Annotated in this window: 20 protein-coding genes and 1 pseudogene; 13 read left to right on the top strand and 8 right to left on the bottom strand. The window is 69.5% G+C overall.

Annotation, left to right across the window (positions count from 1 at the left end; genetic code table 11):
- Positions 1 to 367: 367 nt before the first annotated feature.
- From WME95_RS26755 to WME95_RS26725, 7 genes are all read left to right on the top strand, one after another.
- Positions 368 to 763, top strand: coding sequence for a hypothetical protein (locus WME95_RS26755; protein ID WP_437902220.1), 396 nt, complete (start codon positions 368 to 370; stop codon positions 761 to 763).
- A 79-nt stretch (positions 764 to 842) separates the two neighbouring features.
- Positions 843 to 2,819 carry a proton-conducting transporter transmembrane domain-containing protein gene (locus WME95_RS26750; RefSeq protein ID WP_437902219.1) on the top strand — a complete coding sequence of 659 codons (1,977 nt, stop codon included), beginning with the start codon at positions 843 to 845 and terminating at the stop codon, positions 2,817 to 2,819.
- Positions 2,816 to 3,739 (top strand): respiratory chain complex I subunit 1 family protein, encoded by a 924-nt coding sequence (locus WME95_RS26745; protein WP_437902218.1) that lies wholly within the window; start codon positions 2,816 to 2,818, stop codon positions 3,737 to 3,739. Before WME95_RS26750 ends, WME95_RS26745 begins: the two co-directional genes overlap by 4 nt.
- Positions 3,740 to 3,747: 8 nt before the next feature.
- Positions 3,748 to 4,368, top strand: a complete 621-nt coding sequence (locus tag WME95_RS26740) for a hypothetical protein (RefSeq protein ID WP_437902217.1) — start codon at positions 3,748 to 3,750, stop codon at positions 4,366 to 4,368.
- Positions 4,365 to 5,801, top strand: coding sequence for a proton-conducting transporter transmembrane domain-containing protein (locus WME95_RS26735; protein ID WP_437902216.1), 1,437 nt, complete (start codon positions 4,365 to 4,367; stop codon positions 5,799 to 5,801). The genes WME95_RS26740 and WME95_RS26735 overlap by 4 nt, the downstream gene beginning before the upstream one ends.
- A gap of 8 nt (positions 5,802 to 5,809) precedes the next feature.
- Positions 5,810 to 7,270, top strand: coding sequence for a hydrogenase (locus WME95_RS26730; protein ID WP_437902215.1), 1,461 nt, complete (start codon positions 5,810 to 5,812; stop codon positions 7,268 to 7,270).
- 2 nt (positions 7,271 to 7,272) lie between these two features.
- Entirely contained in the window at positions 7,273 to 8,019 is a 747-nt protein-coding gene (locus WME95_RS26725) for an NADH:ubiquinone oxidoreductase (RefSeq protein WP_437902214.1), read from the top strand.
- Positions 8,020 to 8,052: 33 nt separating this feature from the next.
- Here the strand turns inward: WME95_RS26725 and WME95_RS26720 are convergent, their stop codons facing one another.
- Complete coding sequence (locus WME95_RS26720; protein WP_437902213.1) at positions 8,053 to 8,793, bottom strand: hypothetical protein; 741 nt, start codon at positions 8,791 to 8,793, stop codon at positions 8,053 to 8,055.
- Between the two features lie 18 nt (positions 8,794 to 8,811).
- Positions 8,812 to 10,602, bottom strand: a complete 1,791-nt coding sequence (locus WME95_RS26715; RefSeq protein WP_437902212.1) for a phosphoenolpyruvate carboxykinase (GTP) — start codon at positions 10,600 to 10,602, stop codon at positions 8,812 to 8,814.
- Between the two features lie 233 nt (positions 10,603 to 10,835).
- Between WME95_RS26715 and WME95_RS26710 the strand changes: the two genes are divergently transcribed.
- Positions 10,836 to 11,828 (top strand): sigma-54 interaction domain-containing protein, encoded by a 993-nt coding sequence (locus WME95_RS26710; protein WP_437902211.1) that lies wholly within the window; start codon positions 10,836 to 10,838, stop codon positions 11,826 to 11,828.
- A gap of 249 nt (positions 11,829 to 12,077) precedes the next feature.
- Here the strand turns inward: WME95_RS26710 and WME95_RS26705 are convergent, their stop codons facing one another.
- From WME95_RS26705 to WME95_RS26695, 3 genes are read right to left on the bottom strand one after another with little or no spacing between them, the layout of a single operon-like run.
- Positions 12,078 to 12,686: a hypothetical protein gene (locus WME95_RS26705; protein ID WP_437902210.1), complete on the bottom strand. Its 609-nt coding sequence runs from the start codon at positions 12,684 to 12,686 to the stop codon at positions 12,078 to 12,080.
- On the bottom strand, positions 12,683 to 12,856 hold the full coding sequence (locus WME95_RS26700) for a sigma factor-like helix-turn-helix DNA-binding protein (protein ID WP_437902209.1): 174 nt from the start codon (positions 12,854 to 12,856) through the stop codon (positions 12,683 to 12,685). The genes WME95_RS26705 and WME95_RS26700 overlap by 4 nt, the downstream gene beginning before the upstream one ends.
- A complete protein-coding gene (locus WME95_RS26695) occupies positions 12,834 to 13,631 on the bottom strand; it encodes a hypothetical protein (RefSeq protein WP_437902208.1) in 798 nt (265 codons plus the stop codon). The genes WME95_RS26700 and WME95_RS26695 overlap by 23 nt, the downstream gene beginning before the upstream one ends.
- Before the next feature lie 102 nt (positions 13,632 to 13,733).
- Here WME95_RS26695 and WME95_RS26690 point away from each other — a divergent pair.
- Positions 13,734 to 14,019, top strand: a pseudogene (locus tag WME95_RS26690) (sigma 54-interacting transcriptional regulator); the annotation flags it as partial.
- 18 nt (positions 14,020 to 14,037) lie between these two features.
- On the opposite strand, the gene WME95_RS26685 reads toward WME95_RS26690, so the two are convergent.
- Together WME95_RS26685 and WME95_RS26680 are read right to left on the bottom strand one after the other, a co-directional pair.
- Positions 14,038 to 14,646, bottom strand: a complete 609-nt coding sequence (locus WME95_RS26685; protein WP_437902207.1) for a hypothetical protein — start codon at positions 14,644 to 14,646, stop codon at positions 14,038 to 14,040.
- Positions 14,643 to 15,230: an RNA polymerase sigma factor gene (locus WME95_RS26680; RefSeq protein WP_437902206.1), complete on the bottom strand. Its 588-nt coding sequence runs from the start codon at positions 15,228 to 15,230 to the stop codon at positions 14,643 to 14,645. Before WME95_RS26680 ends, WME95_RS26685 begins: the two co-directional genes overlap by 4 nt.
- A gap of 287 nt (positions 15,231 to 15,517) precedes the next feature.
- Here WME95_RS26680 and WME95_RS26675 point away from each other — a divergent pair, with 287 nt between their 5' ends.
- From WME95_RS26675 to WME95_RS26660, 4 genes are all read left to right on the top strand, one after another.
- On the top strand, positions 15,518 to 17,158 hold the full coding sequence (locus tag WME95_RS26675; RefSeq protein ID WP_437902205.1) for a SulP family inorganic anion transporter: 1,641 nt from the start codon (positions 15,518 to 15,520) through the stop codon (positions 17,156 to 17,158).
- Positions 17,159 to 17,236: 78 nt separating this feature from the next.
- Entirely contained in the window at positions 17,237 to 20,296 is a 3,060-nt protein-coding gene (locus WME95_RS26670; protein WP_437902204.1) for a YbcC family protein, read from the top strand.
- On the top strand, positions 20,286 to 21,719 hold the full coding sequence (locus tag WME95_RS26665; RefSeq protein ID WP_437902203.1) for a proton-conducting transporter transmembrane domain-containing protein: 1,434 nt from the start codon (positions 20,286 to 20,288) through the stop codon (positions 21,717 to 21,719). Before WME95_RS26670 ends, WME95_RS26665 begins: the two co-directional genes overlap by 11 nt.
- On the top strand, positions 21,716 to 23,263 hold the full coding sequence (locus WME95_RS26660) for a complex I subunit 4 family protein (RefSeq protein WP_437902202.1): 1,548 nt from the start codon (positions 21,716 to 21,718) through the stop codon (positions 23,261 to 23,263). The genes WME95_RS26665 and WME95_RS26660 overlap by 4 nt, the downstream gene beginning before the upstream one ends.
- A gap of 50 nt (positions 23,264 to 23,313) precedes the next feature.
- Here WME95_RS26660 and cysK read toward each other — a convergent pair whose 3' ends face one another.
- Positions 23,314 to 24,204 carry a cysteine synthase A gene (cysK, locus tag WME95_RS26655; RefSeq protein ID WP_437911032.1) on the bottom strand — a complete coding sequence of 297 codons (891 nt, stop codon included), beginning with the start codon at positions 24,202 to 24,204 and terminating at the stop codon, positions 23,314 to 23,316.
- Between the last annotated feature and the right edge of the window lie 48 nt (positions 24,205 to 24,252).

Here is a 24,252-nt window from a genome sequence, read left to right as displayed (position 1 = left end):
GCGGCCAATCCAGGGGGAGCGGCGCGCTCCGGCGGCGTAGCACGCGGCCAATCCAGGGCGAGCAGCGCGCTCCGACGGCATAACAAGCGGCCAACCCCGGGCGAGCGGCGCTCCGACGGCGCTGAGACCGACGCGACGCTGCCTCGCTGGCTGGCCTTCGGAGCGGTCAAGTAGGCGCCATCGCATCAAAATTCGGCTTGATCAAGACGAAATTCAGGTGATCAGCTCGAATTTGTCGCGTCAATCTGTCGTTTTGTGCCGTTCTTCTCCGAAAGGGTCGTCGGCTCTTCCATCGCGATAGGCGCGTCTTCAAGGTTCTTGCGCCTTTCACGAGGCGGCCCACGGCTTGCTAGACGCCCGGGCAGCCATGGCAAACCGCTCCTCCGCCAGGTTGCTCCACGTCGCCGTCGTCGCGGACAATCCCGAGACGATCGACGCGCTTCATGCCTACTTCAGCCAGGCCGGGGTTGCGTCGAACGGCAAGAGGACCTTGAACGACGCGCACAGGATGGCGCCCGCGGCGACCGCCCTGGTTCTGTTTCCCGACGACTTCGATCCCGGCGACATCGTGACGTTCATCACGTCGCTGCGGAGCGCGCGACCGAGGCTCCTCATTCTCCTCGTGACGGGCACACCACAGTCCTTTCGCTCCGCGTTGGGGCCAGACGGCCGCTCCTTGCCACCCATGGTGCTGCCGAAGCCGGCGTTTGGCTGGACCATCCTCGACGCTCTTCGCGCGCACGCTCATTCGGAGTCCATATGACTGCTTCAATCATTCGGCGGAATTCACCTCCTGCCGGCGCGGCGCGACGCGCCAACCGACGTCGCGGGAGGACAGCAAGGTGACGGGATCTCTGCTCCTCAGCGTGCCCGTGCTGCTCGTCGGGGCGGCGCTCTCGCTGGGCCTGCGCTCGAACGGCGCTCGCGGCGCGGCCGCGATCGCCTCGCAGGCGATGGCCGCCGCGCTCGTGCTCGCGAGCGCCGTCCCCATCCTCCGAGGCGGCGACGCGCTGGAGATCGTGTGGCGCTGGCCGACGCCCATCGACAGCATGGCGTTCCGCGTCGACGCGCTCGGAGCGTTCTTCCTCGCGTGGTCCCTCCCGATGACGCTGCTCGGCACGATCTACGCCGTCGGATACCTCCGCCCCTACTTCGATCGAGGGAGGAACGGCGGCCCACACTTCGCTCTCTTGAACATGGTCGCCCTGTCCTTCGTGCTGATCTACTCGGTGCAGAACGCCCTCGTGTTCTTGCTGGGATGGGAGATCGCCGCCCTCGCAGCGTGGCTGCTCGTCATCTGGGATTACCGCAACCAGAAGATCCGCTTCGCCGGCTTCAACTATCTCATTTCAACCCATGTCGGGCTCTTCGTCCTCGTCGCGGCGTTCATGCTGCTCCACAGCAAGACCGACTCCATGGACCTCGCCGTGTTCGGCGAATTCCTGTCGAGCCAGGACCCGACGCGGGGGACGCTCTTCCTGCTCCTCGGGGCGTCGTTCGCGCTGAAATCCGCGTTCTTTCCGTTTCACACGTGGCTTCCCCGGGCCCACTCCGCGGCGCCGGCGCACATCTCGGCGCTCATGTCAGGCGTGATTCACAAGGCCGGCCTCTTCGCCTTCCTCCGCTTCACGCTGCTCATGGGACGACCCGACGAGTGGATGGGATGGAGCGTGCTCGGCTTCGGCGCGCTCTCCGCGTTCTTCGGCGTCCTCTCCACGTCGGCCGAACGCGATCTGAAGCGCCTGCTCGGGTACTCGTCGACCGAGAACGTCGGCATCGCCGCGATGGGCCTCGGGGTGGGATACCTGGGATGGACCTGGGGAGTCCCTGAGCTGACCCTGTGCGGCTTCGGTGGCGGCCTCCTGCACATCCTGAATCACGCGCTGTTCAAGTGCCTCCTGTTCTACGCCGCTGGAGCGATCTACCGCGCTGCGCACACGGTCGATCTCGAGCGGCTCGGCGGGCTCGCGAAGCGCCTCCCGCGGACATCCATCCTCTTCCTCATCGGATGCCTGGCCATCTCCGCGCTCCCGCCGCTCAATGGCTTCGTCAGCGAGCTCCTGATCTACGCCGGGCTCCTCGCGGGGCGCGCGCCTTCCAGTCAAGGCAGCGTGGCGACCATCGCAGCGGCGGCGGCGCTGGCCTTCGTCGGCGCGGTGAGCGCGCTGTCGATGACGCGGGCCTTCGGCCTCACATTCCTCGGCGTGCCCCGGGAGCCAGGGCTCCACGTCGGCGAGGACGCGCCGGGTTCGATGCTCTGGCCCATGGTGGTTCACGCCGCGTTCGTGATCTCCATCGGCGTCGCTCCAGACCTGGGCATCGCAGCGATAGGCGCCGCGCTGAGGCTCTTTCCCATCGAGTCCAGCGCGAGCACGCTGCCAGCCCTGCTCACCCCGTTCGCATGGGCCAGCCGCGCGCTCGCTGGCGCCTTGCTCGTCGCCGGCGTGATCGGCTGGCGTCGAGGTCTAGCGGCGCGGCGGAGCGTCACATGGGGGTGCGGAACCACCGCCGCCTCCTCTCGCATGCAGTACACGGGGAGCTCATTCTCCGAGCAATTCACGCGTATCTTCGCATCATTCTTGCCGTCGCTTCGAAGGGAGCGGCTGCCCGAGGGGCCATTCCCGCAGCAGCCCGGCCATCTTTCAACACACCACGTCGACGCCGTCGAGCGCCGCATGTTCGAGGTGCTCGGGCACGGAGAGAGCTTCATCGCTCAAGCCTTCGACCGCATCCCAGAACAGCCGCGCTTCGCGTTCTCCGCAGGGTTCGTCGCGCTCGTCATCATCGGAGCGATGGTGATCGGAGGGGTCGGCCGATGATGATCACCCGCCTCGCGAACATCGCCGCGCTCGTCGTCATGCCGTTCGTCCTCACCGGTGTGATCAACCGCGTGAAGTCGCTGTGGTCCGGGCGCAAGGGACCGCCGGTCCTTCAGCTCGCCCATGACGTGAGGCGACTTTTCCGGAAATCGTCCGTCTACAGCACGACGACGACGCCGCTATTCCGGATCGCGCCGTACGTGTTCCTGGCAACCGCGGTGGGCTCCGCCCTCATCACGCCTCTCCTCGGTTCGACGCCCCTCGCGTCGTTCCAGCTCGATTTCGTGTGGTTCGCGTACGTGTGGGGGCTCGGCCGCGTCGCCGTCATGCTCGCCGCGCTCGACACGGGGAGCTCGTTCGAGGGGATGGGCGCAGCGCGGGAGGCCGTGTTCTCGTCGCTCCTCGAGCCTGCGCTGTTCCTCGTCACCGGCGCGCTGAGCTTCGTCGGGGGCCGACGTACCCTGCACGAGGCGCTGGCGCCGCACCTCCACGCCGGCGCATCCGCGTTCGTTTGGGGCGCCGCGGTCGTGGCGATGCTCATCGTGCTTCAGGTCGAGACGGCGCGCATGCCCGTCGACGACCCGACGACCCACCTCGAGCTCACGATGGTGCATGAGGTCATGATCCTCGACCACAGCGGCCCGGATCTCGCGTGCATCCACCTCGGCTCCGCGATCAAGCTCTTCGTCGGCGCGTCCATCGTCGCGACGCTCCTCAACCCGTGGGCGGGCTTCGGCGGCGCGGCCTGCGCCACCGCGAACCTCGCCTTGACCCTCGCGGCCGGCGTCGTGATTGGCACGATCGAATCCCTGGTAGCCCGGCTGAAGCTACGCTCTGTTCCGCAGTACATCGTCGTCGCGCTCGCCGCTGGCGTCGTCGCGCTCCTCGCGACGGTGTGGCGGGCGGGGGGCCCCGAATGAGCCCTCTCTTGAATACGCTGCTCGGCGTGCTGCTCATCCCCCTGTTCGTCGCGACGTGGCGTACGAGCCTGGTCGGCCTGTCCTGTCAAGGGTTCTTGATGGGGTGGGTGGCGTACCGCCTGAATCCGGACCTCGACACCGTGGGTGACTGGGTCACCCTGGGCGATCTGGTCCTCCTGCGCGGGCTCGCCGCGCCGATCGCGCTCTACCGCGTGCTTCGATCGCAGGACGCGCCCAGGCGCAACGACGTCATCTCGCCGAACCTGCTCTCTTGGACGATCGCCCTCGGCATCGTCCTCCTCGCCTTCAACTTCTCCGAATCGCTCGTCCCCGAGCACGGAGAACGGCGAACGCTCGTCGCGGTGGCTGCTGCTGGGGTGCTGCTCGGCTTCCTGGTGCTATCGACGCAATCCGGTCCGTTCAGCCAGATGGTGGGTGTTCTTCGCATCGAGAACGCGATTGCCCTGTTCGAGCTCGGCGGCGCGCATGAGCATGACACGCTCGCCATTCAGCTCGGTCAGGTCGCCGTCGCCGCGGTGACGATCGCACTCTATCGCTGGTATCTCAAGATGCTCGGCGCGAGCACCGTCGCGCAGCCCGAGAGCCCCGTGGAGGGGCCCACGCTATGAGCTCGATCGCCCTCATCCTGCTTCCAGCGCTGGCATCCGTGGCGCTCCTCGCGCGCGCCGCCCGCGAGCGAGCCACGCTGGTCCTGGTCGGCGCTTCTGCGATCACAACCGCCCTCGCGATCATGGGAGCCGCGACGTCCCCCGACGTCCCGGGCCTCCTCGGGGGCTTCTTTCGCGTGGACGCGACTTCACGGCTCTTCATGACCGTCGTGGACTCGATCTTCCTCGGCATCTCCTTGTACGTGATGCATCGGGTGTACACGACCCCGGCGCTCCGCCAGGACGTCGCGCGGTTCGTGTGGCTGGCTCTGTTGTTCCTGGCTGCAGCGAACGCGGCGCTGCTCGCGAATCACCTGGTGTTGCTCTGGATCGCGCTCGAGGCGACCACCCTCGCGGCCGCGCCCCTCATCGTGCGACCCGGCATACCCGCGTCTCATCGAGCGTCATGGCGCTATTTGCTCTTTTCGTCCGTCGGGCTCGGCGTGCTCCTCGTCGGCTTCATCTGCCTCGGGCGCGGGCTCGAGTCCGGCGGCCAGGCTCCGACGTTCTTCCTCGATCGCCTCCTCGCGCCTCCCGCGATCCCGGTGAACAACTGGACGAAGCTCGGGGCCGCGCTGGCGCTCCTCGGGCTGGGCACCAAGCTCGGCCTCGCGCCGATGTACAGCTGGCTCCCGGAGGCCTACGACGAAGCCCCGCCGGCCGTCGCGGCGCTCCTCGGCGCCATCCAGTTCAACTGCGTCCTCGTCGCGCTCTTCCGCGTCGTTCAGGTGCTCCGACCGACCCATGCGGCGCTCCTGGCAGGCGAGCTCCTCACGATGGGCATCGTCTCGGTCGTCGTGTCGACGGTCGGCATCATAGCGACTCGCAACCTGAAGCGCCTCATCGCCTATGCGTCGATCAACCACGCTGGAGTGATCGCGATCGGCCTCGGCGTCGGCAAGTCAGCGTTCTACGGACTTCTGCTCTACGTCCTGAGCAACGCTTTCATCAAGGCGCTCCTCTTCCTCACGGCGGGCACGATCAAGGCTCACTATCATACCAAGGACACGCGCGCGATATCGGGCCTCATCGAGGACCTCCCGTACAGCGGTGGGTTCTTGATGGTCGGCACCTTCGCTCTGCTCGGCTTTCCCCCGTTCGGCAGCTTTCTCGGAGAGCTTCTGATCCTGTCTGCCCTCGTCGGCTCAGGGCAGATGCTCGTCTTCGCTGCCTTCTGCGTGCTGATCACGATGACGTTCGTGGCGACGGGACGAGCGGTGTTTCCGATGATCTGGGGTGAACCCACGAGGCAGCGCAGCTGGCCTCGGCAGACCCTGCCGGTCGCTCTGCCCAAGCTCGGGTTCCTCGTCGCGCTGGTCGTGCTGGGCGTCTACATCCCGCCGCCCATCAACGCGCTGCTCGCACAGGTGGCTGTATGCCTGGAGGGGCCGTGAAGGAGTCGATGACCGTCCACCAGGCCGCCGTCGGCGCGATCCCGAGGCTCGAGCCGGGACCGTGGCGCGACGAGCTCTTGAAGCAGCTCCGCGCGGACATGCGTGTGGTCACGCTGTACGGCAGGCGCGACGTCGACCGCGTCGCGGTCACGGCGGTCCTTCAGGCGTCAGACCGTTCCCTGCACGTCTCGAGGACCGAGGTGGCCGCGGAGCGCGGGTACCACGAGATGACGACAGAGCATGCCGCGCTTCACTGCTTCGAGCGCGAGCTCCACGAGCAGACCCGCGTGCGGATCGCCGGACATCCGTGGCTCAAGCCGATCCGCTACGAGGGGCAGGAGCAGTCGGCGATGAGCTCGCACCCGTTCTACAAGATTGAAGGGAAGGAGGTGCACGAGGTCGCTGTCGGCCCCATCCATGCCGGGGTGATCGAGCCAGGCTCCTTTCGCTTCATGTGCCTCGGGGAGCAGGTGCATCACCTGGAGATCCATCTCGGTTATCAGCACCGTGGCGTCGAACGCCGCCTCCTCGAGCGTGACCCGCGGAGCCTGACCCCGCTCATCGAGACCATCGCGGGAGATACCAGCGTCGCTCACGCATGGGCGCACTGTTCCGCCCTCGAGAGCCTCGCGGGATGCCGGCTGGACATCGAGGTCGAGCTCGCCAGGGCGGTCGCCCTCGAGCTCGAGCGGGTCGCGATGCACCTGTCGACGCTCGCCGGGATGGCGGCGGACGTCGGATTTCTGCAGGGAGCGACGACGTACGGCCGACTCCGAACCACGGCGATCAACACGATGATGCGGCTATGTGGCAGCCGCTTCGGCAAAGGAGCGCTGCGCCCCGGCGGAGTCCGGATGCGGCTGCCGCCGGAGACGCTGCCTGACATTCGGGCGAACCTCGACCTGCTTCAAGCAGATCTGCCGATCATCAACGATTGCTTTCTCATGGCGCGAACGGTTCAGCACCGCCTGCGTTCCACGGGAACGTTGACGACCGCGCAAGCGCGGGAGCTCGGGCTCGTCGGGCTGGCCGCGCGCGCCTCGGGGATCGAGCTCGACGCGCGCCACCTCACGGAGCACGGGGCATACAGCGTGGTGCCTATCCAGCCCGCCGTCTTGCCGGACGGCGACTGCTGGGCACGCGCGCGTGTCCGCATCGCGGAGATCGAAGCGTCCCTGTCGTGGGTGTCGACCGTCATCGCGCTCTACGCGAACTGGGAGCGCCCGCGGCTAGCGATCGGCGAGCTCGCGCCGAACCAGCTCGCCATCGCGGTCGTCGAGGGGTTTCGGGGAGAGGTCGTCCACTGCATCGAGACCGGCGCGCACGGTGAGGTGGTCCATTACAAGGTCCAGGATCCATCGCTCCGCAATTGGATGGGCCTCGCCCTCGCGGTGCGCGGGAACGAGATCTCTGACTTCCCGATCTGCAACAAGAGCTTCGACCTCTCCTACTGCGGGAATGATCTATGAGCATGTTCTTGTCGCTCCGTGTACGTGCCTCCCAGGGCACGCAGGCCATCGCGGATCTCCGCAAGGCAACGCCGACCGGGTTCCGCGGTCGCCCGAGGATCCATCGCGGCCCGTGCGCGGCCGATTGCAGCGCGTGCCGTGACGCGTGCCCGACCCAGGCCATCCGACTGGCTCCGGTGACGCTCGACCTGGGCCGCTGCGTCTTCTGCGACGCCTGCGCGGAGGGCTGCCCCGAGGCGAAGATCGAGTTCACGCCGGAGCCGAGGATGGGCGGGAACGAGCCCTCTGATCTCACGGTTCGAGAGGGTGAAGAGGAGATCGTGCGGGTCCGCGCCTCCGCGGCATTCTCGAGGTTGTTCGGGCGGTCTCTGAAGATGCGCCAGGTCTCGGCCGGCGGCTGCAACGCCTGTGAGCTCGAGCTGAACGCCGTCACCAACGTCAATTTCGATGTGCAGCGGTTCGGGATCGAGTGGGTGGCTTCTCCGCGGCACGCGGATGCGCTCGTCCTGACAGGTCCGCTCACGCGCACCATGAAGGAGGCGGTTCAGCTGGCCTGGGATGCGATGCCCGAGCCGCGGTTCATCGTCGCCGTGGGGGCCTGCGCCATCTCCGGGGGGCTCTACGACGGCGCCGTGGGCGTCGACCGCGGCTTCCTGGAGAGCGTCGGCCCTTCACTCTACGTCCCTGGGTGTCCGCCGCACCCGCTCACCTTCGTGAACGCGATACTCGATCTGCTCGGGATCGCGTGACGCGCGACGGTGCGTCGCGCGTCGTCGTGGTGATCAGAGCTCGTCCGCGCGTAGACCCGGACCGGCAGCCACGAGGCGCGCCTTTCGCCACATCCGCAGGACGTTCGGGAGCTCCCGATCGACGCGGACTTCGTCATAGCTGTCCGGTACCCGCCCGCCGAATCCGTTGTACGTCAGGAGATAGGTCCCGAGCGGCGCCTCGTTGAGGAGCTCTTCGGCGGCCGCGGTGTCGCGCTGGTATCGATCGACCCCCAGCTCGACGTCTTCATCGAGGTGGTCTTCTCGTCCGAAGAGATTCTCGCCGAACGGGTTAAAGAAGTAATAGGCGTCCGCGCGAGGAACTTCCGCTCTCCCCAGGGCGGCCTCGACGAAGCGAACGCGGTCCTCGATCTCGTAGACCCGCGCGAGGCCGCGCGCCGCCGTGACGAGCCGAGATCGCTGTTCGATCCCCGTGAAGTGGCTGCGTCCCGCCAGCGCCGCCGCCACGCAGAACTTGCCGGCGCCCGACCCGACATCGACGACGGTGCGAACGTCGAGCTCGTCCAGCCACTGGGCCGCGCGAACAGCGACCTCGATCGGCGTCCAGAACTGAGCGGAGACGCGGCGCAGCTCGTCGGGAAGGAAGCGGTCGAAGTCGTGATTTCTGGGGCTGCGCCCCGCTCGCAGCGCCTGCGCGACGGCACCTGCCAGTGGTCCGGCCGCGCGGCCATCTACGGAGGAATGGTTTTGGTCGCGGCAGACGTTCGCCGCCGAATGTTTGGTATGGTCTTCCACGGGTCCTCCCTGCTCAGCTCAATGCAGCGAATCGTGCAGCCGCTTGACGAGCGATCGGTGCTCGGTCAGCAGCGCCGCGGGGAGTCGATCCGCGAACTTGCGAAGGAACTCGAGGACACCGTCGGCCTCCTTCAACCAGGCGCCGCTGTCGACCGCGAGCAGCTGGAAGAGCGCGTCTTTCGAGAGGTCCATCCCGGTCAGATCGATTCCCCGTTCATGCGGAAGGAGGCCAATCGCGGACTCGCGCGCGGCCGCCGTGCCCTCGACACGCTCGAGGATCCACTTGAGGACGCGGATATTGTCGCTGAACCCGGGCCACAGGACGCGCCCGTCGTCCCCCGTCCGGAACCAGTTGACATGAAAGATCTTCGGCGGACGACTGAGCCCTTTTCCGACGGCCATCCAGTGCGCAAAGTAATCGCCCATATTGTACCCGCAGAAGGGGAGCATCGCCATGGGATCGTTTCTGAGGACGCCGACGGCGCCGGTCGCCGCGGCGGTCGTCTCGCTCGCCATGGTCGCACCGACGTAGACGCCGTGACGAAAGCTCCGCGCTTCGTAGACGAGAGGGGCGAGCTTCGATCGGCGCCCCCCGAAGAGGATGGCCGAGATCGGCACCCCCGTGGCGAGGTCGAACGCGCCTGCCGCGCTGGGACACTGCCGCAGCGGGACGGTGAAGCGCGAGTTCGGATGCGCGGCGGGAGACGTCGCGGCGCCTTTCGTCCACTTCGCGCCGCGCCAGTCTTCGATGACCTCATGCTCGTCGAGCTGGGACATGCCCTCCCACCATACGCGACGGCCCGCGCGCAGCGCGACGTTCGTGAAGATCACATCGTGCGTGAGCGACTGCATCGCGTTCGGGTTGGTCTTGAGGCTGGTCCCTGGCGCGACGCCGAACATGCCGTTCTCCGGGTTGATGGCCCAGAGCCGTCCGTCGCTGCCCGGGTGCATCCAGCAAATATCGTCACCGACCGTCTCGACCTTCCACCCGGGGAGCGAGGGGACGAGCATCGCCAGGTTGGTCTTGCCGCACGCGCTCGGGAAGGCAGCCGTGACGTAGTGCGTGCGCCCCTCGGGGCTCGTCAAGCCGAGGATGAGCATGTGCTCGGCGAGCCAGCCCTCCGCGCGCGCTTGCGCGCTCGCGATGCGCAGCGCATGGCACTTCTTGCTGAGCAATGCGTTGCCGCCATACCCCGAGCCGATGCTCCAGATCTCGAGGGTCTCGGGAAAATGGACGACGAAGCGCCTGTCCGGCGAGAGGTCCCCGAGGCTGTGGATGCCACGAACGAAGCTCTCCGCAGCGCCGAGGTGACCGAGCGCCGCGCGGCCCATGCGCGTCATGATCCGGAGGTTGAGAGCGACGTACGGGCTGTCGGTAAGCTCGACCCCGACGCGGCTGAAGGGCGACCCCGCGGGGCCCATCAGGTACGGCACCACGTACATCGTCCGGTCCTTCATCGCGCCTGCGAAGAGCGACCATACGCGCGTCTGCGCCTCCTCTCGGCTCATCCAGTGGTTCGTGGGCCCCGCGTCCTCCTGTCGTGACGTCGAGATGAAGGTGAGGTGCTCCGTCCTCGCGACGTCCGTTGGATCCGATCGATGCAGGAATGAACGAGGGTGGGTCCGTGGATCCAGCTCGATGAACGAACCGGAGAGCGCCATGTCGCGCTCGAGGGTGGTCCGCTCCGCCTCGCTGCCGTCGCACCAACGGATGCGTGCGGGTCGCGTGTGTTCGGCGATCGCCTGGACCCAGGCGCGGAGCGCGCGGTTCGTCGTGGGAGCGTCGTTCATGGTCTTGGTCTTGGTCACAGCAGAATCCGTGCCGGAGCAGGGGCTGGCCGTGAACCGCGCCAGGAGCGCTCGAAGCGGCGCGCTTTCTCGGCATTTTCAAGGCGAACAGCCGACGAATTTCGCCAGTCGAGGGGCGACGTGGATCGCCGGAGCCGATCTCGCGGTCGGGCTTGCAGGTTGCGACAAGATCGCTCAGTATTTCTCGCGTGGGAGAGCGAAAACGACGACCTGACGTGGTGTTTGAGCCGATCATGCGCTCCCACGCCATGAAGAAGGCGGACCAGATCCTTCGCGCCGTCGCCGCGAAGGACGTCACCCTGACGCTGATCGGCGAGAGCGGCTCCGGCAAGGAGGTGCTGGCGAGGCGCGCGCACGAGCTTTCGGAGCGCCGGCGGGGGCCGTTCGTGCCCATCAATTGCGCGGCCATCCCCGACGCGCTCTTTGAAAGCGAGCTCTTCGGGCACGAGCGCGGCGCGTTCACCGGGGCGAGCGAGCGAGCGAAGGGCAAAGTCGAAGCGGCCGAGCGGGGCACGCTCTTGCTCGATGAGATCGGTGATATGCCGATGCCGATGCAGGCGAAGCTCCTGCGATTCCTCGAGAACCGCCGGTACATGCGCGTCGGCGGCGCGACGAAGATCGAGGCGGATGTCCGGTTGATGTTTGCCACGCTACGACCCCTCGATCAGGAGGTGCGCGCGGGTCGTTTTCGCGCCGACCTGTTCTATCGAATCCAGGGCATCACGCTCAATGTCCCCGCTTTGCGTGAGCGACGCGCTGACATCGCGCCCCTGCTGAATCAGTTCACCGCGCAGCACTCGGCGCGACACGGGGTTCGCCCGCCGAGGTTCAGCCGGCAGGCCAAGGCGCTGCTGCTCCGTTACGACTGGCCTGGCAACGTGCGCGAGCTCCGGAACGTCGTGGAGACGCTCTGCTTGCTCCGGGATGGGCGGCAGGTGCGCGTGGCCGATCTGCCCGAGAGCGTCCGTTCGCTGGTCGTGCCCGAAGATGCCGCCGCGGGCGTGTCGCGCGCCAGCACCTCGCTCGCGCTCGACCTCGACGACGGGTTGGAATCGCTCATCCAGCAGATCGTCGAGGCGGCACTGGAGCGCGACGGGGGCGACAAGATCAAGGCAGCGGCGCGACTTCGGATCAGCCTGAGGACGGTGCAACGCTACGTCGCAGCGGGGCGCGTGCGGGTGCCAAGTGGGCGTGTTCGTGGAGAGCAGAGGCCGTCGAAGAAGTGAACCGGAGCGCCTTCCCGTAAGGCGCTTCCTACCAACCTGGAAGGCTCACCCCGGAAGCGGTCGAGCGCCCGCGAGGAGTACCCCTTGAAGAGGAGTTGCGTTCACCGCCCGGACTACGCGCGAGCTCATCGGCAACGGCTGGGTCCAGCTCGCCTGTGTCGATCCGGCGACGCGCCGGATCGCGTGCTTCACGGGCCGCCGAGCGGGCGCGTCGTCTCGCGCGGGTTGCGGTAACACGTCACGCTGGGCTCAATCGCGTGCCGCTATCAGAAGGAAGCGCTCGCGCACGCGCGCCTCGTTCGACTCGTGACGGACGTGGATCTCGTACCGGCCCGGCTGAGCGACGGCCACGCTGAGCGGCGCGTCGCCGCGGTAGCGCGTCAGCCAGTGCGAGCAGCGCTGCTTCTGGCAGTGCTGCTCCAGCGCTCCACCATCGCCGTCAGGTAGCCGCACGCGCACGTGCTCGGGCACCTCGAGGTGAACTACCGCCGGCTCGTCCGCGTGGCGGTCGGTCCACAGATCGAGGTGCATCCACGCGTCCCCTTTCTCAGGCAAGGCGATGGCACGCTCCTCGGAGCGCTCGATCGCTGGAGATGTCGCGCCCCTGTCGCCCGCCACGACGACGGCGATCGCCAACGCCGCGAGCGCTGGGGCTGCAAGCAAGGCCCTCCACCCCCAGGGGCAGCTCGCCCGCTGCGACCGCGCGCCGCCTGTCGCCGCGGGGCACTCCGGTCGCTCGGGGAGCTTGCTCAGCGCGCGTTCGACGAGCGCATCGGATGGGTTCATCGAGCGCAGCGCCCGCACGCTCGCCTCGAGATCCCGCGGAATCGGAGGCAGATCGCGGTCGCGCCCGCTCACGTCGAACCCTCGCGCGCCGCGACGACGCGTGGCGCCGCCAGACGCTCGTAGGCATCGCGCAGCCGCGCGCGTCCGCGGGCGTGGCGGCTCTTCACCGGCCCCTTGGGGATCCCGAGGTGCTCGGCCACGTTATCATAGCCCACTTCCTCAATGTCGCAGAGCACTACCACGGTGCAAAACTCCTCTGGCAGCTCCTGGACATGCAAGGAGTACCTCGGTGTCCTGGTTCAAGATCGCGGCCGCCTCCGGGCTCGAGAGCTCGGCGCGAGGCAGGATACAGAGCGCTTCGGTGCACACCTCGACGAGCCGATCGAGCAAGCCGCGGCGCCGCGCCTCGGTCCGGTAGGCCTCCTGGTACTCGTGCCGAGCGATCCCGCAGCGCCAGACGCCGAGGTCCGAGCGCCCCTCGAAGGACGCCGCGTTGAGGTATGCCTTGAGCAACTCTCGGCCCATCCAGTGGTTCGTGGGCCCCGCGATCTCCTGTGGTGGCGTCGAGATGAAGGTGAGGTGCTTCGTCCTCGCGACGTCCGTTGGATCCGAACGATGCAGGAATGAACGAGGGGGGGTCTGCGGATCCAGCTCGATGAACGAACCGGAAAGCGCCATGTCGCGCTCGAGGGTGGTCCGCTCCTCCTCGCTGCCGTCGCACCAACGGATGCGTGCGAGTCGCGTGTGTTCGGCGATCGCCTGGACCCAGGCGCGGAGCGCGCGGTTCGTCGTGGGACCTTCGTTTATGGTTTCCGCCACAGCGGGCTTCGTGCACAGCAGGATTCGTGCCGGAGCACGGGCTGGCCGTGAGCCGCGCCAGGAGCGCTCAAAGCGGCGTGCTTTCTCGGCATTTCCACGGCGAACAGCCGACGAATTTCGCCAGTTGAGGGGGCGACGTGGATCGCCGGAGCCGGTTTCGTCGTCGGGCTTGCAGGTTGCGACCAGATCGCGCAACATTTTTCTCGCGTACGAGAGCGAAAACGACGACCTGACGTGGTGTTTGAGCCGATCATGCGCTCCCACGCCATGAAGAAGGCGGACCAAATCCTTCGCGCCGTCGCCGCGAAGGACGTCACCCTGACGCTGATCGGCGAGAGCGGCTCCGGCAAGGAGGTGCTTGGCGAGGCGCGCGCACGAGCTTTCGGAGCGCCTGGGGGCCGTTCGTGCCCATCAATTGCGCGGCCATCCCCGACGCACTCTTTGAAAGCGAGCTCTTCGGTCACGAGCGCGGCGCGTTCACCGGGGCGAGCGAGCGAAGGGCAAAGTCGAAGCGGCCGAGCGGGGCACGCTCTTGCTCGATGAGATCGGTGATATGCCGATGCCGATGCAGGCGAAGCTCCTTCGGTAACACGTCACGCTGGGCTCAATCGCGTGCCGCTATCAGAAGGAAGCGCTCGCGCACGCGCGCCTCGTTCGACTCGTGATGGACGTGGATCTCGTACCGGCCCGGCTGAGCGACGGCCACGCTGAGCGGCGCGTCGCCGCGGTAGCGCGTCAGCCTGTGGGAGCAGCGCTGCTTCTGGCAGTGCTGCTCCAGCGCTCCACCATCGCCGTCAGGCAACCGCACGCGCACGTGCTCGGGCACCTCGAGCTGGACCACCGCCGGCTCGTCCGCGTGGCGGTGGGTCCACAGATCGAGGTGCATCCACGCGTGCCCTTCTTCAGGCAAGGCGATGGCACGCTCCTCGGAGCGCTCGATCGCCGGAGATGTCGCGTCCCTGTCGTCCGCCACGAAGACGGCGCTCGCCAACGCCGCGAACGCCGGGGCCGCGAGGAGGGCCCTCCACCCCCAGGGGCTGCTCGCCCGCTGCGACCGCGCCCCTTCTGCCGCCGCCGGGCGCTCCGGTCGCTCGGGGAGCTTTCTCAGCGCGCGCTCGACGAGCGCATCGGAGGGGTTCATCGAGCGCAGCGCCTGCACGCTCGCCTCGAGATCCCGCGGAATCGGAGGCAGATCGCGGCCGTGCCCGCTCACGTCGAACCCTCCCGCGCCGCGACGACGCGCGGCGCTGCCAGACGCTCGTAGGCGTCGCGCAGCCGCGCGCGCCCTCGGGCGTGGCGGCTCTTCACCGTCCCCTTGGGGATCCCGAGGAGCTCGGCCACGCTGTCATAACCCACTTCCTCGATGTCGCAGAGCACCACCACGGTGCGAAATTCCTCCGGCAACTCCTGGAGGCACGCAAGGAGCACTCCAGTGTCCTGGCTCAAGATCGCGGCCGCCTCCGGGCTCGAGACCTCGGAGCGAGGGAGGATGCCGAGCGCGTCGGTGCACACCTCGACGAGGCGATCGAGCAGGCTGCGGCGCCGCGCCTCGGTCCGGTAAGCCTCCAGGTACTCGTGCCGAGCGATCCCGCAGAGCCAGACGCCGAGATCGGAGCGTCCCTCGAAGGACGCCGCGTGCAGGTATGCCTTGAGCAACGCGTTCTGGAACAGATCGTCCGCCTGGTCTCGCGCGCCGCAGAGCGAGGCGCAGAATCGATAGAGCCGAGGGAGCACCGGGCGCACCGCCGACTCGAACTCCGCGCGCGATTCGCCGAGGGGGGGTCGCGATTCGGTCATGAGGGCCGCTCGAGCATCTAGGGCGTCGAAGGCCGGAACTCTAGCGTGGAATGGACGGACGGGTAGCGCCCGCTGCTCGCGCCACGAGGGGGCGAGCGACGTCACCCCGAAGGAGGAAGAAATGTCCATCGGCTGCCCTGGGACGGAACGGATCCGCGCCGAGGTTCCTGGGCGCCGTACGAAATCGTCACCCCGAGCGGGAACCTCCGGCCGACTGGTCCCGTCCTGGGCCGTGTTCTGACGAACAGCGGGCCCACAGGGTGCCCCAACTCCAAGGCGAGCACCGCATGTCCAATCCGAACATTTCGAGGGCGTCGACGTCCTCGGCGTCCACATGGAGGAACGACCTGGTTTCAGGGTTCCTCGTTTTCTTGATCGCCCTGCCGCTCTGCCTGGGCATCGCCATGGCGAGCGGGTTCCCCCCCATCGCGGGCGTGCTCACCGCCGTCGTCGGTGGCATGGTCGCCACCTGGCTCGGCAGCGCGCCGCTGACCATCAAGGGGCCCGCCGCGGGCCTCATCGTCATTGCGCTGGGCGCCGTTCAGGAGCTCGGCGGCGGGGACAACGCCGTGGGCTACCGCCGCGCGCTCGCCTGCATCGCCGTCGCCGCGGTGACACAGATCGTCTTCGCCCTGGCGCGCGCGGGCACGCTCGGCGACTTTTTCCCCTCCTCGGTGGTCCACGGCATGCTGGCGGCCATCGGGATCATCATCTGCTCGAAACAGGTCCACACGCTCGTCGGCGTCACGCCTGCGGCGAAGGACCCGCTCCACCTGATCCTGGAGATCCCGCGCAGCCTGTTGCGCCTGAACCCCGAGATCGCCTCGATCGGCATCCTCTCGATGATCCTCCTCTTCGGCTATCCAGTGATCGCCAAGAGAGCTCGATGGATGCAGAAGATCCCCGCGCCCATGCTGGTGCTGGCGCTGTCCGTGCCGCTCGCTTATGTCTTCGATCTCGAGCACGAGCACACGTACACGCTCGCGGCGACCCACACGACGTACGCCATCGGGCCGAGCTTCCTCGTCAACCTGCCAGGCAACCTCGTCCAGGCGATCGTCTTCCCGGACTTCAGCCACGTCGGCACGCCCGCGTCCATCAAATATATCGTCATGTTCTCGCTGGTGGGCAGCATCGAGTCGCTCCTGTCCGCGAAGGCCGTCGACGCGCTCGATCCCGCGAAGAGCCGCTCCGACCTCGACAAGGATCTGCTCGCTACGGGCGTGGGCAACCTCATCGCGGGCCTGCTCGGCGGGCTGCCGATGATCTCCGAGATCGTTCGCAGCTCCGCGAACATCGGCTACGGCGCGAAGAGCCGGTTGTCGAACTTCTTTCACGGGACCTTCCTCCTCCTCTTCGTGGCCTTCGCGCCGGGCCTCATTCACCGGATCCCCCTCGCCGCGCTCGCCGCGATGCTCACCTTCACGGGCACCCGCCTCGCGTCACCCAAGGAGTTCGCGAAGACGCTCCGCATCGGCAGGGAGCAGCTCGTCATCTTCGCCACCACGGCCGCGATGTGCATCGTCTCCGATCTGCTCGTCGGCGTCGCGGCCGGCATCGCCGTGAAGCTGCTCATCCACCTGACGAACGGCGCGCCGCTGCGCGTCCTCTTCCGCTCCGATGTGGACGAGCGCGTCGAGGAGGGGCGGGTCGTGCTGCGCGTCAAGCACGCCGCCATCTTCAGCAATTACCTCAGCATCCAGCGGAAGATCGAGAGCCACGCGCACGTCTCGAACATCGAGATCGACTTCGCGAATGCCCGCCTTGTCGATCACACGGTCATGTCCAACCTGCATGAGCTCCAGGGCGTGATGGAGCGAAATGGGCGGACATTGACCCTCGCCGGCCTCGGCGATCATTTCCAGATGTCATCCCACCCGCTCTCGGCGAGGAAGCGGCCTGTCATCAGCCCCGTCGCCGAGCGCTGAATCGAGTCGAGACACCATGGCGCGAAAGGGGGGAGCGCGCGTGGGGCTCTCCAGGAACAACCGCCACTCGGGAACCCCATGAACAGCGAGCTCTCTCAGGATCTTCGCGCGAGCGCCGCCCGGCAGAGGCATCTGCGCGACGTTGTCGAGCACGCCGGACACCTCCTTCCGGCGCAGGGGCCTATCGGCGTGTTCGTCCACCACAACACGCTGCACGCGTTCCAGCACCTGCCGTTCCATGACGCGGTCGCCGCGGCGAGCGCGGTCTTCGAGGCCGAGCCGTATCTCTCCGAGGCAGACTACCGCGCGCACATCGCGTCGGGTCGGATCGGCGACGAGGACCTCGAGGCCGCGCTCGCGAGGCGGTTCGCCGCGCAGCCGGACGAGCGGAGAGGCCCGCTGTCCCGGCACGCGATCGAGCGGCTCGCGCTGCGCCATCCGATCGACGCCGAGACGGCGGCGGGCCTCCTGTGGCGTATCTCCGAGGCCGGGGAGACGCGCAGGCTCCGGGCCGACGTCCCCGACGAGCGACGCCGGCGCATCGTCTACAGCACGGAGCGCTGGCTCGAGGCGCGCCCGGAGATCGCGGCGCGCCTCCTCGACCGGGGGGGCCGCGAGCCGGATGCGCGCGCCGCCCTCGCGCTCTGGGACGCGTGCCGCGCCGTGCCGCTGCCGCCCGCCCCGCCCCTGGAGCCGCCGCTCGTCGAGCGCGTGGGCGCCGATCGGTCGCACCGCGATCTGCTTGTCGAGCTGGCTGGCGAGGATCCGGCCGAGCTCGTCGATGCGCTCATGATCCGGTTCCTCGGCGCCTACCTCGACGAGGGCATTGCACACTGGACGATGCCCGATCGAGCGAAGGGGCTCTGGCGCTGCTTTTGCGGCATGGCGCTCGAGGGCTCCCGGCTGGCCGCCCCGGCCTTCGTCGGGCTCGACGCGGAGCTCCGTCGCTTCGACGCGGAGGCGCTGTCGCCGCCCGCCATCGCCGTCCGCGCCCTCGAGGAGCTCTCCGTCGCCCAGGACCACTGGGACGTGTACGTGACACGCGTGCTGCTCGAGCTGCCGGGCTGGGCCGGCATGATCCACCGCCTCGAGCACACGCCGAGCGACCGGCCTGCGGGATCACCGCCCGTGTCGCTGGTCGAGTACCTCGCCGTGCGCCTCACGCTCGCCCGGTACGCGCTGCGCGACGTCGCGCGCCGGCGGCTGGGATACCGAGGACCGCTCGCCGGCCTCGTCGAGCATGCCCGGCGCGCCGCGCGGCCGCCCGCGCCGCCGTCGAGCTCGCCTGACCATGCTCGGCCGTTCCGTCTGTTCCAGCTCGCTCAGCTCGCCGGCCTCTCGGCCGCCGACATCGAGCCACTGTCCAAGGCGGAGCGCGTCTGGGCGCTCGAGGCGCTCGAGGCGTTCGACGAGATCGCGCGGCGCCGCGTCCTGCATGAGGCCTACGAGCACCACCACCGGACCGAGGTGCTGCACGGGATCGCCGCGAACCTCCGGCGCCCCGAGGAGGAGCGCTCCGTGGAGGCGCCCCGCTTCCAGGTCGCGTTCTGCATCGACGACCGCTGCGAGGGCCTCCGGAGGCATTTCGAGGAGCTCTCGCCGCGGCACGATACCTTCGGCGTGGCCGGGTTCTTCGGCGTGCCGATCCGCTACCGCGGGCTCGACGACGCAGGCCACGTGAGCCTCTGCCCGGTCGGCGTGGAGCCGGCGCACGAGATCGTCGAGCGGCCGCACGAGGAAGAGGCGGGCTGGCGACGAAAGGCTCGCCGCAAGCGCTGGGCGCGGCTCCTGCACGCGCTGGGGCGCGGTACCCGCACCATGGCGCGCGGCGTGCTGCTCACCCCGACCCTGGGCCTGCTGTCCACCGTCCCGCTCGTGGGACGCACCCTCTTTCCGCGGGCGGTGGCGAGGCTGCGCCGCGCCCTCGAGCGGCGCCTGCTCCCGCCGGTGCCGACGCGGCTCCACAGCCCGCATGACGAGGGCTCCGCCGCGGGCGGCGAGGGGCAGTCGTTCACCGCCGCGGCCAAGGCGGGCCGCGTGGCCGCCACGCTGGAGAACATGGGGCTCACGCGCAGCTTCGCGCCGATCGTGGTCGTGCTCGGCCACGGGGCGACCAGCGTGAACAACCCGCACCAGTCGGCGTACGACTGCGGCGCGTGCGGCGGCCGCCACGGCGGCCCGAACGCGCGGCTGTTCGCGGCCATGGCGAACGATCCCGAGGTCCGCGCGCTGCTCGCCGCGCGCGGGATCGACATCCCGGACGGGACCTTCTTCCTCGGCGGCATGAACAACACGACGACGGACGAGATCGTCCTCTACGACCAGCACCTCGTGCCGGCGTCCCACCGCGGCGAGCTCTCGGCGCTGATCGGAGCGCTCGACGCCGCGCGCCAGCAGCACGCGCACGAGCGCTGCCGGAGGTTCGCGTCGGCGCCGCGCGAGGGCGACGCCGCGCGGGCGCTGGCGCACGTCGAGGCGCGCGCCGCGGATCTCAGCGAGGCGCGGCCCGAGCTGGGGCACGTGACCAACGCGGTCTGCGTCGTCGGCCGCCGCTCGCTCACCCGCGGGCTGTTCCTCGACCGCAGGGCGTTCCTCGTCTCGTACGACCCGACCCAGGATCAGGACGGAGCGATCCTCGAGCGCATCCTGCTCGCGGTCGGCCCGGTCGGGGCAGGGATCAACCTCGAGTACTACTTCTCCTGCGTCGACAACCGCCGTTACGGCGCCGGCACCAAGCTGCCTCACAACCTCGCCTCGCTGCTCGGGGTCATGGAGGGTTCGCTGAGCGACCTGCGCACCGGGCTGCCGAAGCAGATGATCGAGATCCACGAGCCGGTGCGCCTGCTCGTCATCGTCGAGGCGAGCACGGACACGGCCGCCGCGCTGTACGCGCGGCAGCCGGCCCTCCGCGAGCTCATCGGCAACGGCTGGATCCAGCTCGCCTGCGTCGATCCGGCGACGCGCCGGATCGCGTGCTTCACGGGCGACGGCTTCGCGCCGTTCTCTCCGCCGGATCAACCCTTGCCCGCGGTCCAGCGCTCCGCCGACTGGTACGCCGGGAGGTCCGGCTTCGTTCCGCCTGCGCTCATTCGAGCCGCGTCCACGCGGCCACGTGAGGTCGTCGACCATGCTGTCTGATGTGCTCCTCGGAAGGCTCGCCGCGCTCGCCGTGCTCTCTCCGGCGGCGGCGTTCGCCGCGCTCGGCGCCTACCTGCTGCTCCTTCGCACGCCGAGCGAGCGCGTCGTGTCGCGCGTCGTGCTCTCCACGCTCGCGCTCTCGCTCGCGGCCTCGCTGGCGATATGGATCTCGGCCGTCGCGGCGCCCTACGCGTTCGTCCCGGTGGCGCTCGGCCACTGGTTCGAGCTCGGCGACTATGCGTTCGAGGTCGTCCTGCTCGTCGATCGGCTGTCGGCGACGATGATGCTCCTCGTCTCGCTGATCGCGCTCCTGGTCGGCAGGTTCTCGGTGGCGTACCTGCACCGCGAGCCGGGCTTCGCGCGCTTCTTCCTGCTCCTCGCGCTGTTCTCGACGGGGATGCTGGGGCTCGTGTCGGCGGGCACCGTCGACCTCCTCTTCGCCGGCTGGGAGCTCGTCGGCGCGACGAGCGTCCTGCTCGTGGCCTTCTTCCACGACCGCGAGGCGCCGCCGCGGGCCGCGGTGCGGGTGTACATCACCTACCGGCTCTGCGACATCGGGCTGCTCGGGGGCGCGGTGCTCATGCACGACGTCGCCCGCTCCTCGCAGTGGGGCGAGGTGTTCGGCGGCTCGCCCTGGCCCGGGACCGCCGCGTCGCTCGGGCCCGGCGCGGCCACGGCGCTCGCGCTGTGCCTGTTCCTCGCCGCGATGGGCAAGAGCGCGCAGTTTCCTCTGGGCAGCTGGCTGCCGCGGGCCATGGAGGGGCCGACGCCATCGAGCGCGCTCTTCTACGGCGCCATCTCGGTGCACGCCGGGGTGTACCTCATGCTCCGCGCGGCCCCGCTGCTCCAGCGCTCGCTCGCCGCGAGCGTGGTGATCACCTGCGTCGGGGCGGCGACGGCCGTCTACGGCACGATGGTGGGGCGCGTGCAGGCGGACGTGAAGGGCGCGCTCGCGCACGCGACGATGACGCAGGTGGGGCTCATGTTCGTGGAGATCGGGCTCGGGCTCTACTGGCTCGCGCTCGTCCACATGTTCGCCCACGCCTGCCTGCGCTGCCTCCAGCTGCTGCGCGCCCCCTCGGCGCTCCGCGACGCGCAGGACATCCGGGCCGCGCACGCCGGCGAGCCGCTGCCGCACCTCGGGCTCGCGGGTCGGCTGCTGCCGGCGGCGCTCGTGCGGCGCGCGTACTGGCTGTCGCTCGACCGCTTCCACCTCGAGGGGCTGCAGGAGCGGCTCGTCGCCGCGCCGCTGATGCGCCTCGGGCGCCTGCTCGACCGGAGCGAGCGCCGCTGGGTGGCGGCGCTGAGCGGCTGGCCCGAGCGCGCCCCCGCGGCGCCCGGCGACGAGGGCGCGCGCGAAGAGACAGAGATCGCGGCGGCCTTCCAGCCCCGCGCGCGCGATACGAAGAGGGCTCGCACGTGAACGCCTTTCCGCTCCTCGGGACGCTCATCCTCACGCCCGCGATCGCGGCGCTGTTCGCCGCCCGGGCGCGCAGCGACGAGCGCGCCCGCCGCGTCGCCCTCATCGGCGCGGCGCTCACCCTGATCCTCTCGCTGCTGCCGCTCGCGCTCTCGTACGCCGGCGTCGCGCTCACCGCCGGGGGGCCCGCCTTGCCGCTCCTCGGAGCGCGCCTCCGCCTCGGCCTCGACGGCTTCACCATCACGTTGCTCCCGCTGCTCGGCCTCGTCCTGCTCGCCCTGCTCGCCGCGAGCCCGCGCGCCGCGATCGATCCGCCCGGCGCCGCCGCGCTGCTCGCCACCGGCAGCGCCATCCTCGCCGTGTTCTGCGCGGTCGATCTCGCGGTGCTCGCGGCAGCGTGGGTCGCCGCCCTCGTGCCGGTGGATCGCCTGGTCGCCAGGAAGGGCGCCCAGGACCCGCTCCTCCGGCGCACCTGCCGCATCTTCCTGCTGGGGGGCACGGCGCCGCTCGTCGTGGCGATCGGCGCCATCGCCGTGCTCGCCGCGCGCCGGGGGGCCGCCCTGCCGTTCGACGTCGAGGAGATCGCCCGCGTCGGCGTCCCCGAAGCATGGCAGTCGCCGCTGTTCGCGCTCGTCGGCATCGCGGTGCTGATGCGCATGGCCGCCGTGCCGTTCCACGGCTGGCTGCCGGTGCTGCTGGAGCGGGGGCCGCTCGGCGTGACCATCCTGCTCGCCCAGATGCAGGTCGGCGTCTGCGTGCTCGTTCGCGTGGGGGTGACGCTCCTGCCCGTGGGCTCCGCCGACGGCATGCCGATCCTCGCCGTGCTGGGCCTGATCAGCGCGCTCCACGGCGCGGTGCTCGCGCTGGTCCAGACCGATCTGCGCCGGCTGCTCGGCTACCTCGTGGCGAGCCAGAAGGGGCTCGTGCTCCTGGGGGTCGCCTCGCTGAGCCCGCAGAGCGTGAGCGGCGCGCTCCTGCAGAGCGTCGCCCTGTCGATCGCGATCACGGGGCTCGCGATGGTCGTCGGCGCGATCGAGGCGCGCGCCGGCACGGCGGACACGCGGGAGCTCGGCGGCCTCGTCGCCCGGACGCCCCGCATGGCCGCCTTCTTCTTCCTGCTCGCGTGCGCCATGATAGGGATGCCGGGGGCGCTCTCGTTCGTGAGCGAGGACCTGCTCCTGCATGGGATCTTGCACGTCCATCCCGTGCTCGCGGTGCTGGCGCTGACGGCGGCGGCGCTCAACGGGATCACGCTGTTCCGGGCGTTCCAGCGGACCTTCCTGGGGCCGCTCCGGCGCCACCTGAAGGGCGCCGCGGTGGAGGCGCTCGTGCTCCGCGAGCGCGCGTTCCTGCTCGCGCTGGTCGCGCTCACCGTCGTCCTGGGGGTGGCCCCGGCGCGGCTGATCGCGATCCATGCGCCGGTGGTCGAGCGGGTACTCCACGACGTGTCGCACGGCGCGCAGGCGCGCCTCGCGGCAGCGGCGAACCGCCGCTCCATCGATGCGGACGGCCGAGCGCCCCTTCGTGACGGACGACCGTCGCCCTGAGCCGCGTCCGGCGGATGGCGCGCGCCGCGCTCGCCGCCGCCGGAAGTGGCTCAGAGGAGGTAGCGCTCTCCCGAGTCGGGCAGCACGGTCACGATCGTCCCGCGCACCCTGCGCGCGATCTCCACGGCCGCGTGGACGTTGGCGCCGGAGCTCGGCCCGACGAGGAGCCCCTCCTCGCGGGCGAGCCGCCGCGCCATGCGCGAGGCGCCCGCCTCGGTCACCGTCAGGATCTCGTCGATGAGCGATCGCTCGAGGATCGCCGGGACGAAGCCGGGGCCGAGGCCCTGGATGCCGTGGGGGCCGGGGCCTCGCCCCGAGAGCACGGCGCTCTTCGTCGGCTCGACGGCGCAGATGCGGACCGCGCCGCCGAGCTGATCCCGGAGCACGCGCCCGCAGCCGGTCAGCGTGCCGCCGGTGCCCACGCCGACGACGAAGGCCGCGATGTCGCCGCCGGTCTGCGCGAGGATCTCGAGGCCGGTGGCGCGCGCGTGGGCGCCGGGGTTCGCCGGGTTCTGGAACTGCTGGCTCATCCACCCGCCGGGGGTCGCCTCGCAGATCTCGATCGCGCGGGCGACCGCGCCGGCCATGCCCTGGCCCTCGGGCGTGAGGACGATCTCGGCGCCGTACGCGCGGAGGACGTGCCGGCGCTCGACGCTCATGTCCTCGGGCATGACCACCACGCAGCGGTAGCCGCGCACGGCGGCGATCATCGCGAGGCTGATCCCCGTGTTGCCGCTCGTGGCCTCGACGATGGTCGAGCCTCTCCTGAGGATCCCTTCGCGCTCGGCGCAGAGCACCATGCCGAGCGCCGCCCTGTCCTTGACGCTGCCGCCCGGGTTCATCGACTCGAGCTTGGCGTAGACGACGCCTCCGCCCTCGGGCGAGACCCGGGCAAGGCGGACGAGCGGCGTGCCGCCGATGAGCGACAGGGCGTCCGGCACGACCGGACCGACGCGGACCGCGCCGGCAGGCGGAGGAGCCGAGCTCTC

The organism is Sorangium sp. So ce327 (assembly GCF_051530205.1).
Lineage (GTDB): Bacteria > Myxococcota_A > Polyangia > Polyangiales > Polyangiaceae > Sorangium > Sorangium cellulosum_B.
The sequence above is the reverse complement of the archived record's forward strand: the minus strand, read 5'-3'. Positions and strand labels throughout refer to the sequence as shown.

Excerpts from the sequence above, each read along its gene's own strand:
- WME95_RS26675 (WP_437902205.1), top strand. The coding sequence starts at position 15,518 with ATGTCCAATCCGAACATTTCGAGGGCGTCGACGTCCTCGGCGTCCACA.
- WME95_RS26725 (WP_437902214.1), top strand. The coding sequence starts at position 7,273 with ATGTTCTTGTCGCTCCGTGTACGTGCCTCCCAGGGCACGCAGGCCATC.
- WME95_RS26730 (WP_437902215.1), top strand. The coding sequence starts at position 5,810 with ATGACCGTCCACCAGGCCGCCGTCGGCGCGATCCCGAGGCTCGAGCCG.
- WME95_RS26735 (WP_437902216.1), top strand. The coding sequence starts at position 4,365 with ATGAGCTCGATCGCCCTCATCCTGCTTCCAGCGCTGGCATCCGTGGCG.
- WME95_RS26670 (WP_437902204.1), top strand. The coding sequence starts at position 17,237 with ATGAACAGCGAGCTCTCTCAGGATCTTCGCGCGAGCGCCGCCCGGCAG.
- WME95_RS26745 (WP_437902218.1), top strand. The coding sequence starts at position 2,816 with ATGATGATCACCCGCCTCGCGAACATCGCCGCGCTCGTCGTCATGCCG.
- WME95_RS26695 (WP_437902208.1), bottom strand. The coding sequence starts at position 13,631 with ATGTTGCGCGATCTGGTCGCAACCTGCAAGCCCGACGACGAAACCGGC.
- WME95_RS26755 (WP_437902220.1), top strand. The coding sequence starts at position 368 with ATGGCAAACCGCTCCTCCGCCAGGTTGCTCCACGTCGCCGTCGTCGCG.
- WME95_RS26680 (WP_437902206.1), bottom strand. The coding sequence starts at position 15,230 with ATGACCGAATCGCGACCCCCCCTCGGCGAATCGCGCGCGGAGTTCGAG.
- WME95_RS26710 (WP_437902211.1), top strand. The coding sequence starts at position 10,836 with ATGCGCTCCCACGCCATGAAGAAGGCGGACCAGATCCTTCGCGCCGTC.
- WME95_RS26665 (WP_437902203.1), top strand. The coding sequence starts at position 20,286 with ATGCTGTCTGATGTGCTCCTCGGAAGGCTCGCCGCGCTCGCCGTGCTC.